Source organism: Bifidobacterium callimiconis (assembly GCF_003952005.1).
In the GTDB taxonomy this organism is placed as follows: Bacteria; Actinomycetota; Actinomycetes; order Actinomycetales; family Bifidobacteriaceae; genus Galliscardovia; species Galliscardovia callimiconis.
The window spans coordinates 87,016-102,809 of sequence record NZ_QXGJ01000010.1; the positions used below are offsets into that span (position 1 = coordinate 87,016).

A 15,794-nucleotide genomic window follows, 5' to 3' on the forward strand; every position below is an offset into this window, starting at 1 on the left:
CAGTCGGCTGAACGCAGTCCGGCCGGGACTGGCTGAGAAAGGCTCAGCGGTAGCCCTCCCAGAGAGGAAGCGGGAAGAGAACATCCTCGCAGCGGGCCCACATCTTCTGGAAATCCTGACCAGGGGTGCGCAGCCAGCGCAGCTGGGCGCCGTCCATCATGCTGAAGCCGGCGAGCAGCACGTCGGCCGGATCCACGCCGTCGGGAACCGCCCAGTCGATCTTCATCGACTGTTCCACGCCGTTGCGCTCGCGCTGGGCGAAGTAGTCGTGGGCCGGATGGTTCGGATCCAGGGCCTCCGCGCTCAGCGTGGAGAACATGTGCACCAGCTGGGGACGCTTAACGTTGATGGCCACGTTCTCGCGGAACATGGCGGCGATCGACGGCTTTTCGGCGTGCTCGAGCGAGGCGAGCAGCTCGTTGGTCTCCTTGTCGTACATCTCGGTGAGCACCAGTTCGAGCAGACCCTCCTTGCTGCCCACGTAATGCAGCACGCCGGCCTTGGTGAGCCCCACCTTGGTGGCGATCTTCTGGATAGAGGTGCCGTAGTAGCCGAGGGTGCCGAAGTACTCCACGGTGGCGGCGAGGATTTTTTCGCGGCGGTCGGGCTCGCGGTTGGTGCGATGATGTGTGCTGCTGGCCGTCGTGGCTGAAGTCATGGCCTTCTTCCTTTCCTCTGCCGGCCGATCGATCTGGTCCTTGCCGGTGCCTGCCGGCCTTGCTTTCGGGGTTCTGCCGGAAGCCTCTGTTAGCCGGTCTTCTCTGCGTCACTGCCTAACCATCATAATCAATACCGTTCGGTTGGTAAGCGGATGGCGGGATTTTCGTCGTAGTTGCTATGAGATGCCGAGTTTTGTGGTTTTTTCTTCCGTGACGAGGTCATTCCGCATGGAAAACAGTGAGCTGGCAATGGAGATTTCCGCCTGCGTGACGAAGAAAACCACAAAACTCAAGTTCGGCGTCGCGGGAATGGCGGAAGAGCGAGGGGTGGCGTCGAACATCGTCGAAAAGTCGAACTGAAGTTAGCGTGTCGTAAGTTTCGGCATGATATATTATTGCTTACCAACCGGTTGGTTCAGGATTTCGTCGTCGAGATCGGAATCAGCCAGGGGTCCACGTTTACCAACCAATACGCAACCAACGCACACGCACGACGACGGCATGGCGGCCGGCGTCAACGACCACAAGGAAACGAGGCACAATGAGCGAGAGCACCTACCCCAGCGTCAACGACCTGACTCTCGAGGAGAAGGCCAGCCTGACTTCCGGCGGCGACGCCTGGCATCTGCAGGGCGTTGAACACAAGGGCATCCCCGGTTACATGATCACCGACGGCCCCCACGGACTGCGCAAGGCCAACGCCTCCAGCACCGGCGAGACCGACCTCAACGACTCCGTGCCCGCCACCTGCTTCCCGCCGGCCGCCGGCCTGTCGAGCGCATGGAACCCGGATCTGGCCTTCCAGGTGGGCGAGGCCATGGGCGAGGAGTGCATTCAGGAGAAGGTGGCCGTCATCCTCGGCCCCGGCGTGAACATCAAGCGCAACCCGCTGGGCGGCCGCTGCTTCGAGTACTGGTCCGAGGATCCGTTCCTCGCCGGCCACGAGGCCGCCGGCCTGGTCAAGGGCGTGCAGTCCAAGGGCGTGGGCACCTCCCTCAAGCACTTCGCCGTGAACAACCAGGAGACCGACCGTCTGCGCGTCTCCGCCAACGTCTCCCAGCGCGCGCTGCGTGAGATCTACTTCCCGGCCTTCGAGCACATCGTCAAGGACGCCCAGCCGTGGACCATCATGTGCTCCTACAACAAGATCAACGGCGTGCACTCCGCCCAGAACCACTGGCTGCTCACCGACGTGCTGCGCGACGAGTGGGGCTTCAAGGGCATTGTGATGTCCGACTGGGGCGCCGACCACGACCGCGTGGCCTCCCTGAACGCCGGCCTGAACCTGGAGATGCCGCCGAGCTACACCGACGACCAGATCGTGTACGCCGCACGCGACGGCCGCATCCAGCCCGAACAGCTCGACCGCATGGCCCAGGGCATGATCGACCTGGTGAACAAGTCCCGCGCCGCTATGAGCATCGACGGCTACCGCTTCGACGTGGACGCCCACGACGAGGTGGCCCGTCAGGCCGCAGTGGAATCCATCGTGCTGCTGAAGAACGACGACGCCGTGCTGCCCGTGGCCGCCGACGCCAAGGTCGCCGTGATCGGCGAGTTCGCGCGCTCCCTGCGCTACCAGGGCGGTGGCTCCTCGCACATCACCCCCACCAAGATGACCGGCTTCCTCGACACCCTCAAGGACCGTGGCATCGACGCCGCCTTCGCCCCCGGCTTCACCTTCGCCGATGAGCCGCAGGATCCGGCCCTGACCGCCGAGGCCGTGGAGACCGCCAAGGGTGCCGACGTGGTGCTGCTGTTCCTCGGCCTGCCCGAGGAAGCCGAATCCGAGGGCTTCGACCGCGAGACCCTCGACATCCCCGCCAAGCAGGTGGAGCTGCTCAAGGAGGTGTCCGCCGCGAACAAGAACGTCGTGGTGGTGCTGTCCAATGGATCCGTCGTCTCCGTGGCCCCGTGGCGCGACCACGCCAAGGGCATCCTCGAGACCTGGCTGCTCGGCCAGTGCGGCGGCCCGGCCATGGCCGACGTGATCTTCGGCGTGCAGAGCCCGTCCGGCAAGCTGGCCCAGACCATTCCGATGAACATCCTCGACGATCCATCCATGCTCAACTGGCCCGGCGAGGAGGGGCACGTGGACTACGGCGAGGGCGTGTTCGTCGGCTACCGCTACTACGACACCTACGGCAAGGAGGTCGCCTACCCGTTCGGCTACGGCCTGAGCTACGCGAGCTTCGAGATCTCCGACGTGACCGTGGCCAAGACCGGCGCCAACACCGCGTCCGTGACCGCCACCGTGACCAATACGTCCGACGTGGACGGCGCTGAAGTCGTGCAGGTGTACGTCGCTCCCGGCAAGGCCGACGTGGCTCGTCCGAAGCACGAGCTCAAGGGCTTCGTCAAGGTGTTCCTGGCCGCCGGCGAATCCAAGACCGTGACCGTCGACCTCGACGAGCGTGCGTTCGCCTACTGGTCCGAGAAGTTCAATGACTGGCACGTGGAATCCGGCGAGTACACGGTCGAGGTGGGCGTGAGCTCCCGCGACATCGTCGCCACCGGCGCGATCGCTCTCGACGGCGACGGCAAGACCGCGGCCCTGACCGAATGGTCCACCTTCGGCGAGTGGAAGACCGACCCGATCGGCTCCAAGATCGTGGCCGATCTGGTCGCCAAGGCCGACGCCGGTGAGCTTCCCAAGCTGCCGCAGAACGACATGATGGACATGTTCCTCAACTCCATGCCGATCAACAGCCTGACCACGCTGCTCGGTGAGCCCGGCAAGCAGACCACCGCCTTCCTGCTCGACGAGTACGCCAAGGCCACCGCCTGACCCGCGCGTCTACCTTCCCCTTGAGGGGAAGGTGGCCGACGCAGTCGGTCGGATGAGGTGACCGACATATTCGACATATTGCAGTGCTCCCTCCTTGGGAGGGAGCTGTCGCGCGAATGCGCGACTGAGGAAGGGATTCCGCACCCTATCCGGATCGCGACCCCTCCCTCAGTCCGACCGTTGGTCGGCCAGCTCCCTCCTCTGGAGGGGGCGCTTTGCGTTTGGGGCGGTCGGGGGCTGTGCGACAATCGGACGTGAAATACGAACGTTGCCGAAAGACAAGAGGGGGAATCGTGGCTGAGTCGACCGGCGGAAAGAAGAGGGTGCGCAAGAACCCGGAGGAGCGCCGTAGGGAGATCGCAGAGGCCGCCGCGAAACTGATCGGCGAACGTGGCTCCAACGCTGTGTCCATCCGTGATGTTGCGGATGAAGTGGGCATGAGCCATTCCGGCTTGCTGCACTACATAGGCGACAAGAACGGTCTGATCCGTATGGTGATCGACGATGTATATGCTGGCGGCGGTACGGTCGACGATTTTCTGCGATCGGGGCTTCCAGGTTCCGACCCTGAAGGACCGCTGTTTCCCGCCTATCTGAGATTCCTGGTTCGGCATAATGCGCAACGGCGGTCGATGGTGCGACTGTTCTCGGTGTTGTCGGTTGAGTCGCTGTCAGTCTCGCATCCGCTGCATGAGGATTTTGAACGTCGTTTTGATGATATCTGGCAGGATTACCTGCCGTTTCCGTGGCGTATCCCGCCTCAGGTCGGCGACTGGGAGACGGTGATGCGTCCGCGTGTGCGGCTGTGCATGGAGACCATGGATGGGATCCAGCTGCGTTGGCTACGTGATTCCCCGATCGATCTGTACGATGAGTGGCTGCAGTTCGAGTCGATCATGTTTCCCTCCCCTTTGTGGGACGGGTATAAGTAGAGGTTCAAAACTCTATATCTGGATCCAGAAATTTTATATTTATCGACCGGTATGTCGATAAATTATATCGCTAAAGAATCAGCGTTTTTCTCGGCATAATCTCTTTCGACACGCCGTTATCTACCAAGTTGACGATAGTGTGCTGCCTGCTTATAGTTTTCCTTACCGGACAAGTGGTCGATAAGGTGTCAGTGCTGAGGATCTTACCTGCTGATCGCCCATCTGTCTACTTCGTAATCGATGAGGATAAAAAGGAGTATCATCATGGATTCGTCATACACTCCATCCGTGAATCTGTCCAAGGAGAAGCGTCTGGCCGCCCATAACGCCGCTGTCTCTGCCGCCTCGGAAAATCCTGTGCTCAGCCCGGAAACCGGTCGTCCTGTATCCAAGCTGACCTATGCGAGATTCGGTGCTGGATTCCTGCTGTTCGGCGTGCTGTGGATGAGCGGTCTGTGCGTCGTCAGTGCAGTGATCTTGCCGCAGCATCTCAAGGAGATCAACGCCGGATCGCCTGAAGCGCTGATGGGTGTCATCAATGCGTGTACGGCTGTTGCATCATTGCTCGCCAATGTGATCTTCGGCAATTTCTCCGATCGGTCGCGTTCCCGTCTGGGCCGCCGCACTCCGTGGATCATCGCCGGTGGATTCCTTGGGGGTGTGACGCTGTTCTTGACCGGAATCATGACCAATCCGGTTTTGCTTACGATCTGCTACTGCCTCTCCATGGTCGGTCTGAACATGATGATCGCTCCTTTGGTTGCCGTGATCTCGGACCGCGTGCCGCAGGGTACCCGTGGAACCATGTCCGCGTTTTATGGTGGTGGTTCGGCCATCGGCGCGCCTATTGGCACCATGCTCGGTTCGCTGTTCATCACCAACATGTTCCCCGGCCTGATCGTGGCCGGTGTGCTTATGGCGCTGTCGGGCGCCGTTTCGGTGGCGATCATGCCCAGCGAGGAGTCCGCGGACTACCTGCCTCAGAGCGAGGGTGGTCTCAAGGACGTGCTGGTAAGTTTCCGGCCTCCGAAATTCGGTGACAATCATGACTTCTACAAGGCATTCGGCGGCCGCCTGTGCATGCTGCTGAGTTATCAGATGATCAGCGCCTATCAGCTGTACATCGTGCAGGATTATGTGGGAATGGGGGTGCAGGAGTCCGCGGTGGTCGTCTCCGTGATGTCGACCATCACGCTGATCGTCGGTCTGATCGGTTCCCTCGGTGGAGGCCCGATCTCTGATCTCATCGGTCGTCGTAAGGTGCCGGTCGTCGTGGCGTCGCTCTGCTTTGCCACTGGTGTCGCTATGCCGTTGGTCATGCCGAGCGCGATGGGCATGTATCTGTTCGCCGGCATCGCTGGTTTGGGGTATGCCGTGTATGGTTCCGTGGATCAGGCGCTGAATGTCGATGTGTTGTCCAGCAAGGAGGAGGCCGGCAAGGATCTGGGTATTCTGAATCTGGCCACCACTCTTGGTCAGATGGCCGGCCCCATCATTACGTCGTCCGTCGTGGTGGCCACCGGTACATACATGCCCGCGTTCTTCATCTCCATCGCCTTCGCCGTGCTCGGATGCGTGTTCATCATGGCGATCAAGGCCGTGAAGTGATGTGCTGAAGAAGTCGGGGCATGCATGAGATGTTTGTCTCTCGACTTGTGGAACGTTGTAAAAGACTGTAGTATTTATCTACCGAATGGTTAGTAGATAATTATGTGTGATTTTTAGACTTCGATGAGGAAGGAAACCCATGACCGACAACAAAACCAAGGATCAGGACAAAGCGTCATCCGTCACGCCGGAGGATACCTCCGCCATGCCGTTCCGCGATCCGTCGCTGAGCGTGGATGAACGCATCGCCGATCTGCTGGGCCGCATGACGATCCGCGAAAAGATCGGCCAGATGATGCAGCTCGACGCACGCGGCGATCTTGACGACGAGATCCTGCGCGTGAACGTCGGATCGATCCTGCACACCAGCCCCGAGAACCTGTATCGCGCCGCCGATCTGGTGAAGCGGACGCGACTGCAGATCCCGCTGATCATCGGCGAGGACCTGATCCACGGCTACTCGTTCTACCCCGGCGCCACCATCTTCCCCGAACAGCTCGGCATGGCCGTTTCGTGGAACCCGTCGCTCGTCGAGAAGGCCGCGCGCGTGACCGCCGAGGAGGGCGCGTCCACCGGCGTGCACTGGACCTTCTCCCCTGTGCTGTGCATCGCGCGCGACACTCGCTGGGGTCGCGTGGGCGAGACGTTCGGCGAGGATCCGCACCTGATCGGCGAGATGGCGTCGGCCATGGTCCGCGGTTATCAGAAGGGTCCGGCCACGTCCGGTTCGCTCGACAAGGACGCCATCCTGGCCACGGCCAAGCACTTCGCCGGATACTCCGAGACGCAGGGCGGTCGTGACGCGTCCGAGGCCGACCTCTCGCATCGCAAGCTCGCCTCCTGGTTCCTGCCGCCGTTCGAGCGCGTGGCCAAGGAGGGCTGCGGCACGTTCATGCTCGGTTACGAGTCGATCGAAGGCGTGCCGGTCACGTTCAACAAGTGGCTGCTGTCCGACGTGCTGCGCGGCGAGTGGGGCTACAAGGGCACGCTGATCACCGACTGGGACAACGTCGGCCGGTCCGTGTGGGAGCAGAAGGTGCAGCCCGACTTTGCGCACGCCGCCGCGGCCGCCGTCAAGGCAGGCAACGATCTGGTCATGACCACGCCGCAGTTCTACGACGGTGCGTACGAGGCGATCGCAGCCGGCATGCTCACCGAGGCTGAACTTGACTCCGCTGTTTCACGCATCCTGGCGCTGAAGTTCCGTCTGGGACTGTTCGAGGATCCGCGTCTGCCGAATGCCGAACGCATCAAGGCGGTGATCGGGTCTGCCGAGCATGGTGAGACGAATCTGGAGCTGGCGCGTCAGTCGGTGGCGCTGTTGCGCAACGATGGCGCGCTGCCGTTCGCGGTCGGCGGTGCGGATGGTGCGGATGGCGTGGCCTCGACCGGTGGTGCGGCAGGCTCCCCGAAGCGCATCGCGCTGATCGGCCCGCTTGCCGACGATGCGCAGAACCAGCTCGGCGACTGGGCCGGCAACTCCGGTCAGGTCACGTGGATGCCGGACGGTCATCCGCGCGAGACCATCACCACGGTGAAGGACGCCTTCGAGGCGCTGGTGCCGTACGACTGGACCGTGACGTACTCGCGTGGCGCGAACGTGGTCGATCTGGTGACCGATCCCGAGGGCGAGCTCTACCCCGACGGTCAGCCGCGTCCGAAGATCGGCGTCTCCGCCGCGGTCGACCAGGCGTTGATCGACGAGGCCGTGGAGAACGCCTGCCGTGCCGATCTGATCGTGGCCGTGGTCGGCGATGTCGTGCAGTTGGTCGGCGAGACGTGTTCCACGGCGACGCTTGACCTGCTCGGCGGACAGAACGCGCTGCTCGATGCGCTTGCCGATGTTTCACGTGAAACAGGCAAGCCGCTGGTCGTGGTGCTCATGAGCTCCAAGCCGCAGATTCTGCCGGCGAGCATCGTCGGCGAGAACGGCGTCTTCGCCAAGCGTGTGTCCGACCCCGCGACCGGTACCGGCTCGATCCTGTGGGCGCCGAGCCCGGGTATGAAGGGCGGTCAGGCGATCGCCGAGATCATTCTCGGCATCACCGATCCGAGCGGCCGACTGCCGATCACGTTCCCGCGTCACGCCGGACAGCTGCCCGTGTACTACAACCAGATTCGCGGCCAGCACGGCAACCGGTACGCCGACCTGACGCAGGATCCGGCGTTCGCGTTCGGCGAGGGGCAGGCGTACACCACGTTCGAATATGGCGACGTGGTGATCGATGGCGGTGACGGCGGTGATGACGGCAACGGTGGTGTGACGTTCGGCAAGGACGATGTGATCCGCGCCCACGTGGACGTGACGAACACCGGCGATCGCGCCGGAGTTGAGGTCGTGCAGGCGTACGTGGGTGACGTGGTCACGTCGGTGAGCTGGACCGATCGAGAGCTCAAGGCGTTCCGTCGCGTTGAACTCGAGCCGGGCGAAACCAAGACCGTCGAATTCGAGATTCCGGTCACCGACTGCTCGATCGTCGGTCCGGACGCGCGCCGCATCGTCGAACCCGGCGAATTCGAACTGCTGATCGGCCACTCCAGCCGCCGCGAAGACCTCAAGCGCGTCACCTTCACGGTGCAGTAGTCGGCAACCACCTGCCGTTTCCTCTTCGGCTCCCCCTCTCTGAGGGGAGCCGAAGCCACTCGGCTAGGGAAAGCCACCTTTCCTATGGCTCCCCTCTCTGAGGGGAGCTGTCTGCCGAAGGCAGACTGAGGGGAGCGTCTGGCCTCAACCCTGTATGCAGGATGTTTGTGGCGTAGGCCTGCAGGATTGCCGCATTTATGACAGCTGACGTGTCTCGGGTTGATCTCTCCCCTCAGTCGGCTGTCGCCGACAGCTCCCCTCCCCCGGAGGGGAGCCTAAGCCACTTGGCCCCTTTCCTCCGGCTCCCCTCTCTGAGGGGAGCTGTCTGCCGAAGGCAGACTGAGGGGAGGGCTCAAACCCCGTATGAAACAACACTGCGCATGACCCTATGTACTCCACTGTTTCACGTGAAACAGTGACATGTATGCCGTCGGGCGCGCATTGACTACGCGGAGACCAGCGGCTTGATATCTCCTACACTCGACGCGTCGAATGTCAGCAAATCATAATCGCTCTGAAGTGAGATCCAGAATTCCGGGGTGGTGCCCAAAGCCTTGCTGAGTCGCACGGCCATAGGTGTGGTGATACGTCTTTTGTTGTGTACGATCTCTCCCACCGCGGTTTCGGATACACCGATGGTCTTGGCCAGTCGATAGTTGCTGATGTTCAGCGGCTCCAGAAATTCCTCTTTGAGAATTTCGCCAGGGGTGCTGTAGAAGCCGTCAGCTGTGGTAGTCGCAGAAATAGACATCAATAGCCTCCTTTGCCTCATCGTCCCAAAGGAATACGAGACGATACTGTTGGTTGACGCGAATGCTCCAATGTCCGAGAAGATTTCCGGACAGCGCTTCAAGTCGGTTTCCCGGCGGTACTTTCAGATCCTGCAGTGCGTGCGCAGCCTTGAGCATCTGCAGCTTGCGTATAAGCTGTTTTTCGCAGCCTGTCGGATATCCTTTGGGATATCGACCGCCGTACAGAAACTCGGTGAGCTCGGAATCTCGTGTTCTCATGTTCATATACTAATGTGAAACGTTACTATCGTCAATCGATAGTATGTCGAGTAATTACTTTATGCCTTCTGGAGGCATGTCATCTTCTTTGACTTCTCCGGTCGAGTGGTACATAAAATGACGATACCCAACTATGCCCCTTGGAATTTCAGCGTTCCGAATTCGTATCGTCGTTTTGTGAACTGGCGGGAACGAAACAGGCCCGACGCGATGGTCGGGCCTGGGGGAAGGGAGAAACGGAAGAAGAAGTCTATGAGTGGGCGACCCCGCACACACCGAGGGCCCACCGCGGGAAGACTACTTGGCCTTCTTGATGAAGAGGATGATCACGGCACCGGCCATCACGGCGGCGATGGCGCTCGGGAAGGCGAGGGCGTAGGAGCCGGTGGCGATCACGATGGAGGAGGTGACGATCGGGGCGATCACCTGACCGAGGGTGTTGGCGAGGTTGAGGATGCCCAGATCCTTGCCGGCGTCGTCCGGGTTCGGCAGCACGTCCACGTTCAGCGCCTGATCGACGGCCATGTAGATGCCGTAGCCGACGGCCATGATGGCGGAGAAGATCAGCATGCTGGTGCGGGTGGGGGCGAGCCACGGCACGACCAGACCGATGGACATGATCGCGGAGGCGACGAACACGGGCAGCTTGCGCTTGCCGAGCTTGTCGGAGATCGGGCCGCCGGCGAGGGCGAAGATCAGGGAGACGACCATCACGATGGTGGCCATGGTGGACACGGTGGCGGCTGCGTCGGTGGTGCTCAGACCGATGTACTTCTGGCAGACGTAGAGCTGGTAGCCCATGATCATGTTGTAGCCGAAGATCATGAGCAGGCGGCCAACGAGCGCGAGGTAGAAGTCACGGGCGCCCTTGACCGGCGGACGGAACTGCATGACGATCTGCTTGACGCTGAAGGATTCGCCATCCTTGGCGACGGCGGGCAGCTCCTTCGGAATGATGATGATGGTGACGATGCCGGTGAGCACCCAGATCACCACGCCGACGAGGAAGCCGGGGCGCGGGTTGGTAACGAACGCGGCGCCGATGATCGCGCCGAGGGACTGACCGACGATCTGGCCCACGCCGTAGAAGGCGGAGAGGGTGCCGCGAATCTTCTGCGGGATGCGGTCGGAGAGGATGGCGACGCACGGGGCGATCATCATGTTCAGACCGATCTGCAGCACGGACCACCAGGCTACGATGCCGGTGAGGGTGACGGCCACGGAGGTCATGTAGTAGCCGATGCCGGCGATGATGCCGCCGGGGATGATCCACGGGGTGCGCTTGCCCAGCTTGCCGTGGGTGGCGTCGGACAGCGCGCCGAAGACGACGTTGGAGATCAGGGCGAAGATGATGCCGATGGAGTTCATCGAGGCGAGGATGGCCTCGGGGGTCATGCCGATGTTCAGATCGTTGAAGCGGTTCGGCAGCAGCACGGACGATCCGGCGCTGCCGGCCATCATCCACATGATGTTGAAGATGATGAAGCCTGCGGCGAAGCGGATCATCTGGGACTTCGGCATCGGCTTGCCCGTGTCGGGTGCGATGTCATCACCGATGGCGACGGTCTTCTCTTCCATAACAACACCTTCCTTGGCGTGTGTCATATTGACGATTTGGCGTTATTGGCGGTTTGCAGTGGTCTGCAGGGTCTATGAGAGCTCCATCTCATAGGGGTTGGTCCGATATAACTTCATTGTTCCGGTGCGGCAACCATCGGTTACCGTTAAGTAACTTATAAGTTAGTATCAGGTAACTTGCCTGTCAAATTCGTTGGAATTCGAGGCGTGTCGCGCATTTTTGTGAGCGCTGACATAAAAAGACTGGCCTGCGTTATCGGTTATGCCTTAGTGTGATCACACTAAGGCGGAAGGTCTGTCCTCTCTCGTTCCGTAGTGTGATCGCACTAAGGGTGGAGGGTTTGTCCCTCTCGCTCCTCGATGGGATCGCATTAAGGAGCGCGTACGGAGGGCGTGACGGCCGGTCGCGGCATGTGCGAGAGGTCGCGATGGTCTGTGTTTTGTGACGATGAACACGCGTGTACGTGTGCGCAAGGGGGTGTTCGGGTACGATGAGTGCTCGATCGCGGACGAATGATCCGAGAAAATCCGACACCATCAGCAAGAAACAACAGGGGATGAGACTATGGCGAGCACAAAAGGCACGCCACGCATGAGTGCCGAGGAACGACTCGAGCAGATCCTGGACGTGGCCGTACGACTCATCGGAGAGAAGGGATATAACGGCTTCTCCCTGCAGGACGTGGCCAGTGAGATCGGTGTTTCACAGACGGCCGTGATCCATCGCATCCTCAACAAGCAGAACCTGCTCATGCTGGTGCTTGAACGGTACTACGACAACAGCGGCGCCGCGAACGATTATCTCAAGCAGTTCCAACCGGGCGGCGCGCGTGAGAGCGACAAGCCGCGCATCCCCGAGGTCATGCAGGTTGTGGTGGACCAGAATTCCAAGCAGCCCGAACTGGTGCGACTGTTCGAGATGCTGAACACCGAGGCCATGTCTCCCGATCATCCCGCGCATAACTACTTTGTGCAGCGTACGGTGAACATTTCGGAACAGTACTACGACACCGACTGGCTGGTGCCGGACGGCGTGGACGGACATCTGGTGTACATGCTCGCCTACGCAGCCATGTACGGTCTCGAGGGACGCTGGCTGGCCAATCCCGAGATCGACTACCCTGCCGAGTGGCAGCGATACGCCGACTACCTCTTCCCCTCCCCCACCTGGGACGGCTACCGCTGATCTTTTCCCGGCTGCTCGCATCCTTTTTCCTTCCCCTCGAGGGGAAGGTGTCGCGCCAAACGCGACGGATGAGGTGCCGCCGGAGAGCTACCCAACCGGCGTGTCGCCGATTCCCCCACGGTTATAGTGGGTCTCAACTTCATTGCTCCCCATAATCCAAACGTGACCGGCCGTGCCGGAACGCCGTCATGCCGTGTGCGCCCACGTCTGGATACGACCATCGAATACGAAGTGGTATGCGAAACCGCACGTCAGCGTGCGAAGGAGTGATGAATGATGACCAACGCAACCCAGACCGTCGAACAGTCCATCTCCCGACTGCGCGTCGAGCACGCGCACGGCGATGTCATCGGCCTGCCCACCGGTACCCCGCGTCTGTCGTGGGATTACGCCGTCGAACCGCCGGCCGACTCGGAAATCGTGTTTCACGTGGAACGCCGAACGTTGGGTGCCGCTGAACCCGTCGTGCAGGAGGCCCGCGTTCCCGCTGCAGACAACACCCTGTGCGCATGGCCTCTGCCTGCGCTCGCGTCCTTTGAATCGGCCGTTGTCACCGTGCAATTGATCGGCCCGAACGGAGAACCCCTCTCCCCCACGTCATCCCCCGTACGGTTCGAGGCCGCTCTGCTGGAGAACTTCCAGCACTTCGCCGATTTCGTCGGCCCGTCCTGGGTGGAGCCGGAGACCGATCATCGTCATCTGCCGCTCGTTCGCGCCGAAATCAATCTGCGTGACAAGCCGGACGCCGCGCGCCTGACCCTGACCGCGCTCGGCGTAGTCGAGGCGGAGATCAACGGCGTGAAGATCGCCGACGACGCACTGCTGCCCGGCTGGACCGTCTACTCCGACCGACTTGACTGCTGGACCTTCGACGTCACCGACCAACTCGTATCCGGCGCCAACGCGCTCGGCTTCTGGCTGGGCGACGGCTGGTGGCGAGGCCGACTCGGCTTCGACGGCGGCTGGGTCAACTTCTACGGCGACAGGATCGGCGTGGCCGCACAGATCGATCTCGTCTACCCCGACGGCGGCACCGAGCGAATCCTGTCCAACTCGTGGGATCGCACATGGAAGGTCACGCCCGGCCCGATCGTCTGCTCCGACCTGTACGAAGGCGAGCACTACGACGCGCGCCTCGAACAGCCCGGCTGGTCCATGCCCGGATTCGACGACTCGTCATGGAAGCCCGTCGCCGAGGTCCACTACGACACCACCAAGCTCGTCAACGCCGAACTGCCGCCCGTCCGCCCGATCGAACGCGATGAGCCGGTATCGATCGTCAAGCGCGACGACGGCAGCTGGCTGATCGACTTCGGACAGAACTGCTCGCAGCGCATGCGCGTCCACATGCGCGGACTGGCCTCCGGCGACACCGTCACCATGCGCCACGTCGAAGTGCTCAACCCCGACGGCTCCCTCGCCACCCGCACCCTGCGCCGCGGCCAGCAGTGCGATGTCTACACGTCCAACGGCACCGACGCCTGGTGGGAGCCGCGCTTCGCCATGCACGGCTTCCGCTACGCCAGCATCGAAGGCTACAAGGGCGAACTCACCGCCGACGACATCGACTGCCGCATCTACCACACCGACATGGAACGCACCGGCTGGTTCGACTGCTCCAACCCCATGGTCAACCAGCTGCACAGCAACGCCGTATGGTCCATGCGCTCCAACTTCGTGTCCATCCCCATGGACTGCCCGCAGCGCGACGAACGCATGGGCTGGACCGGCGACATCTCGCTGTTCTCCCCCACCGCCACCTACCTGTACGATACGCAGAGCTTCCTCGCCAACTGGCTCGAGGACGTGCGCGGCGAGCAGCTGCGATACGGCACCGTGCCGTTCTACGTGCCGTTCATCCCGATCGGCGCATGGGGTACCGCCGCGGCCATCGCCATCTGGGGCGATTCGGCGGCGATCGTGCCGTGGGCGCTTTATATGGACGGCGGCGACACCGAACTGCTGCGCCGCTCCTACCCGCTCATGACCACGTGGATTGACGAAGTGGCCGGATATCTCTCCGAGGATGGCGTATGGGAGCGCCGACCCGAATTCGCCATCGGACAGCTCGGCGACTGGCTCGACCCCACCGCCCCGCCGGACGACCCGATGCTCGCCATGACCGACAAGGTGCTCGTCGCCACCGCGTTCTTCGCGCAGAGCTGCCGCATCGCCGCCGACGTGGCGCGCGTACTCGGCGAACCCGAGGACGCCCTGCGGTTCGGACGACTGTACGACCACGTTCACGGCGGATTCATCGGACGGTACGTGGGCGAGGACGGCATCATGACATCCGACACCCAGTGCGCGTACGCGCTCGCCATCGCGCTCGGCCTGCTTGACGACGACGATACGCTGCGCGCCGCGGCCGGCGACCGTCTGGCGCAGCTTGTGCGCGAATCCGGCGGCAAGGTGGCCACGGGCTTCGCCGGCACCCCGTACGTACTGCCTGCGCTGAGTCGCACCGGCCACGACGAGGAGGCCTACTCGCTGCTGCTGTCGACCGAATGCCCGAGCTGGCTGTACCAGGTGAAGATGGGTGCCACCACCACGTGGGAGCGTTGGGATTCGATGATGCCCGACGGCACGGTGAACCCGGGCGGCATGACCTCGTTCAACCATTACGCGCTCGGCTCGGTGGCGCACTGGCTGCACGCGCGCATCGGCGGACTCGAGCCGATCGAGCCCGGTTGGCGACGATTCCGCGTGGCGCCCATGCCCGGCGGTGGCATCGACCATGCCTCCACATCGCACATGACTCCGTACGGCCTGGCCTCCTGCTCGTGGAGCGTGACTGACGGTGGCACGACTGGTGATGTCACGGGTATCGGTGTTGGTGTTGGTGCGACCGAATCCGGCGATGGTATTGCCGCCGGTACGCTCGAATCCGGTTCCGCCTCGACCAATGCCGGCCGCGTGATGACCCTGAACGTCGACGTGCCCGTAGGCACCGTCGCCTCCCTGGAGATCGGCCCCGACCTGCAGGAGCTCACCCCCGGTCACCACACCCTCACCATCCGCCTCTGAGCAAGCGGCCCGTGCTCCCTCCTCGGGAGGGAGCTGTCGCGCAGCGACTGAGGGAGGGACAGCGGAAGTCGTCGAAACGATCTCACACCTCTGTAGCCCCGAGGGGAAGGTAGCTTGAAATAAGCCCCTGAGAGGGAAGACGGCTGGAAGTAATCCCTTTCCTTCCCCTTGAGGGGAAGGTGGCCGCCGAAGGCGGACGGATGAGGTGATCGGAGCAACGGCTGGCTTGGCCGTGTGGCGGGACGATGGACGGGGATCGACACACTCGGGCCGTTTGGCCTCGCTCCGGTGATTTGATTGCGGAGCATATCAAATCACCTCCGCTGATACAGTCGATCCCCGCCCATCGCCCCACCACACTCAGCTCTTCCGGCTACCATTCCCTTCCCTTCCCTTCCCTTCCCTTCCCTTCCCTTCCCTTC

The 15,794-nt window shown here is 62.1% G+C and carries 11 protein-coding genes; 7 read left to right on the forward strand and 4 right to left on the reverse strand.

Annotated features, from left to right (window positions below; all coding sequences use genetic code 11):
• Window positions 1–43: 43 nt before the first annotated feature.
• Window positions 44–658 (reverse strand): TetR/AcrR family transcriptional regulator, encoded by a 615-nt coding sequence (locus D2E23_RS09520; RefSeq protein ID WP_126030672.1) that lies wholly within the window; start codon window positions 656–658, stop codon window positions 44–46.
• Here D2E23_RS09520 and D2E23_RS09525 point away from each other — a divergent pair.
• From D2E23_RS09525 to D2E23_RS09545, 5 genes are all read left to right on the forward strand, one after another.
• Window positions 645–1,019, forward strand: coding sequence for a hypothetical protein (locus D2E23_RS09525; protein WP_126030673.1), 375 nt, complete (start codon window positions 645–647; stop codon window positions 1,017–1,019). The genes D2E23_RS09520 and D2E23_RS09525 overlap by 14 nt on opposite strands.
• Window positions 1,020–1,200: 181 nt before the next feature.
• On the forward strand, window positions 1,201–3,447 hold the full coding sequence (locus D2E23_RS09530) for an exo-alpha-(1->6)-L-arabinopyranosidase (protein ID WP_126030674.1): 2,247 nt from the start codon (window positions 1,201–1,203) through the stop codon (window positions 3,445–3,447).
• Window positions 3,448–3,737: 290 nt separating this feature from the next.
• A complete protein-coding gene (locus tag D2E23_RS09535) occupies window positions 3,738–4,379 on the forward strand; it encodes a TetR/AcrR family transcriptional regulator (protein WP_206432030.1) in 642 nt (213 codons plus the stop codon).
• A 264-nt stretch (window positions 4,380–4,643) separates the two neighbouring features.
• Window positions 4,644–5,987, forward strand: coding sequence for an MFS transporter (locus D2E23_RS09540; protein ID WP_126030676.1), 1,344 nt, complete (start codon window positions 4,644–4,646; stop codon window positions 5,985–5,987).
• A gap of 205 nt (window positions 5,988–6,192) precedes the next feature.
• Entirely contained in the window at window positions 6,193–8,571 is a 2,379-nt protein-coding gene (locus D2E23_RS09545; RefSeq protein ID WP_420897300.1) for a glycoside hydrolase family 3 N-terminal domain-containing protein, read from the forward strand.
• A gap of 445 nt (window positions 8,572–9,016) precedes the next feature.
• On the opposite strand, the gene D2E23_RS09550 is transcribed toward D2E23_RS09545, so the two are convergent.
• The 3 genes from D2E23_RS09550 to D2E23_RS09560 form a co-directional block, all read right to left on the reverse strand.
• Window positions 9,017–9,322, reverse strand: coding sequence for a HigA family addiction module antitoxin (locus D2E23_RS09550; RefSeq protein ID WP_093961110.1), 306 nt, complete (start codon window positions 9,320–9,322; stop codon window positions 9,017–9,019).
• Complete coding sequence (locus tag D2E23_RS09555) at window positions 9,294–9,581, reverse strand: type II toxin-antitoxin system RelE/ParE family toxin (RefSeq protein ID WP_126030678.1); 288 nt, start codon at window positions 9,579–9,581, stop codon at window positions 9,294–9,296. Before D2E23_RS09555 ends, D2E23_RS09550 begins: the two co-directional genes overlap by 29 nt.
• Before the next feature lie 297 nt (window positions 9,582–9,878).
• A complete protein-coding gene (locus tag D2E23_RS09560) occupies window positions 9,879–11,159 on the reverse strand; it encodes an MFS transporter (RefSeq protein ID WP_126030679.1) in 1,281 nt (426 codons plus the stop codon).
• 565 nt (window positions 11,160–11,724) lie between these two features.
• On the opposite strand from D2E23_RS09560, the gene D2E23_RS09565 reads away from it, so the two are divergent.
• Entirely contained in the window at window positions 11,725–12,345 is a 621-nt protein-coding gene (locus tag D2E23_RS09565) for a TetR/AcrR family transcriptional regulator (protein ID WP_126030680.1), read from the forward strand.
• A 273-nt stretch (window positions 12,346–12,618) separates the two neighbouring features.
• Window positions 12,619–15,372, forward strand: coding sequence for an alpha-L-rhamnosidase (locus tag D2E23_RS09570; RefSeq protein WP_126030681.1), 2,754 nt, complete (start codon window positions 12,619–12,621; stop codon window positions 15,370–15,372).
• Window positions 15,373–15,794: the final 422 nt, after the last annotated feature.

Coding starts and splice junctions, on each gene's coding strand:
- D2E23_RS09520 (WP_126030672.1), bottom strand. CDS start 658: ATGACTTCAGCCACGACGGCCAGCAGCACACATCATCGCACCAACCGC.
- D2E23_RS09530 (WP_126030674.1), top strand. CDS start 1,201: ATGAGCGAGAGCACCTACCCCAGCGTCAACGACCTGACTCTCGAGGAG.
- D2E23_RS09540 (WP_126030676.1), top strand. CDS start 4,644: ATGGATTCGTCATACACTCCATCCGTGAATCTGTCCAAGGAGAAGCGT.
- D2E23_RS09545 (WP_420897300.1), top strand. CDS start 6,193: ATGCCGTTCCGCGATCCGTCGCTGAGCGTGGATGAACGCATCGCCGAT.
- D2E23_RS09550 (WP_093961110.1), bottom strand. CDS start 9,322: ATGTCTATTTCTGCGACTACCACAGCTGACGGCTTCTACAGCACCCCT.
- D2E23_RS09555 (WP_126030678.1), bottom strand. CDS start 9,581: ATGAGAACACGAGATTCCGAGCTCACCGAGTTTCTGTACGGCGGTCGA.
- D2E23_RS09560 (WP_126030679.1), bottom strand. CDS start 11,159: ATGGAAGAGAAGACCGTCGCCATCGGTGATGACATCGCACCCGACACG.
- D2E23_RS09565 (WP_126030680.1), top strand. CDS start 11,725: ATGGCGAGCACAAAAGGCACGCCACGCATGAGTGCCGAGGAACGACTC.
- D2E23_RS09570 (WP_126030681.1), top strand. CDS start 12,619: ATGATGACCAACGCAACCCAGACCGTCGAACAGTCCATCTCCCGACTG.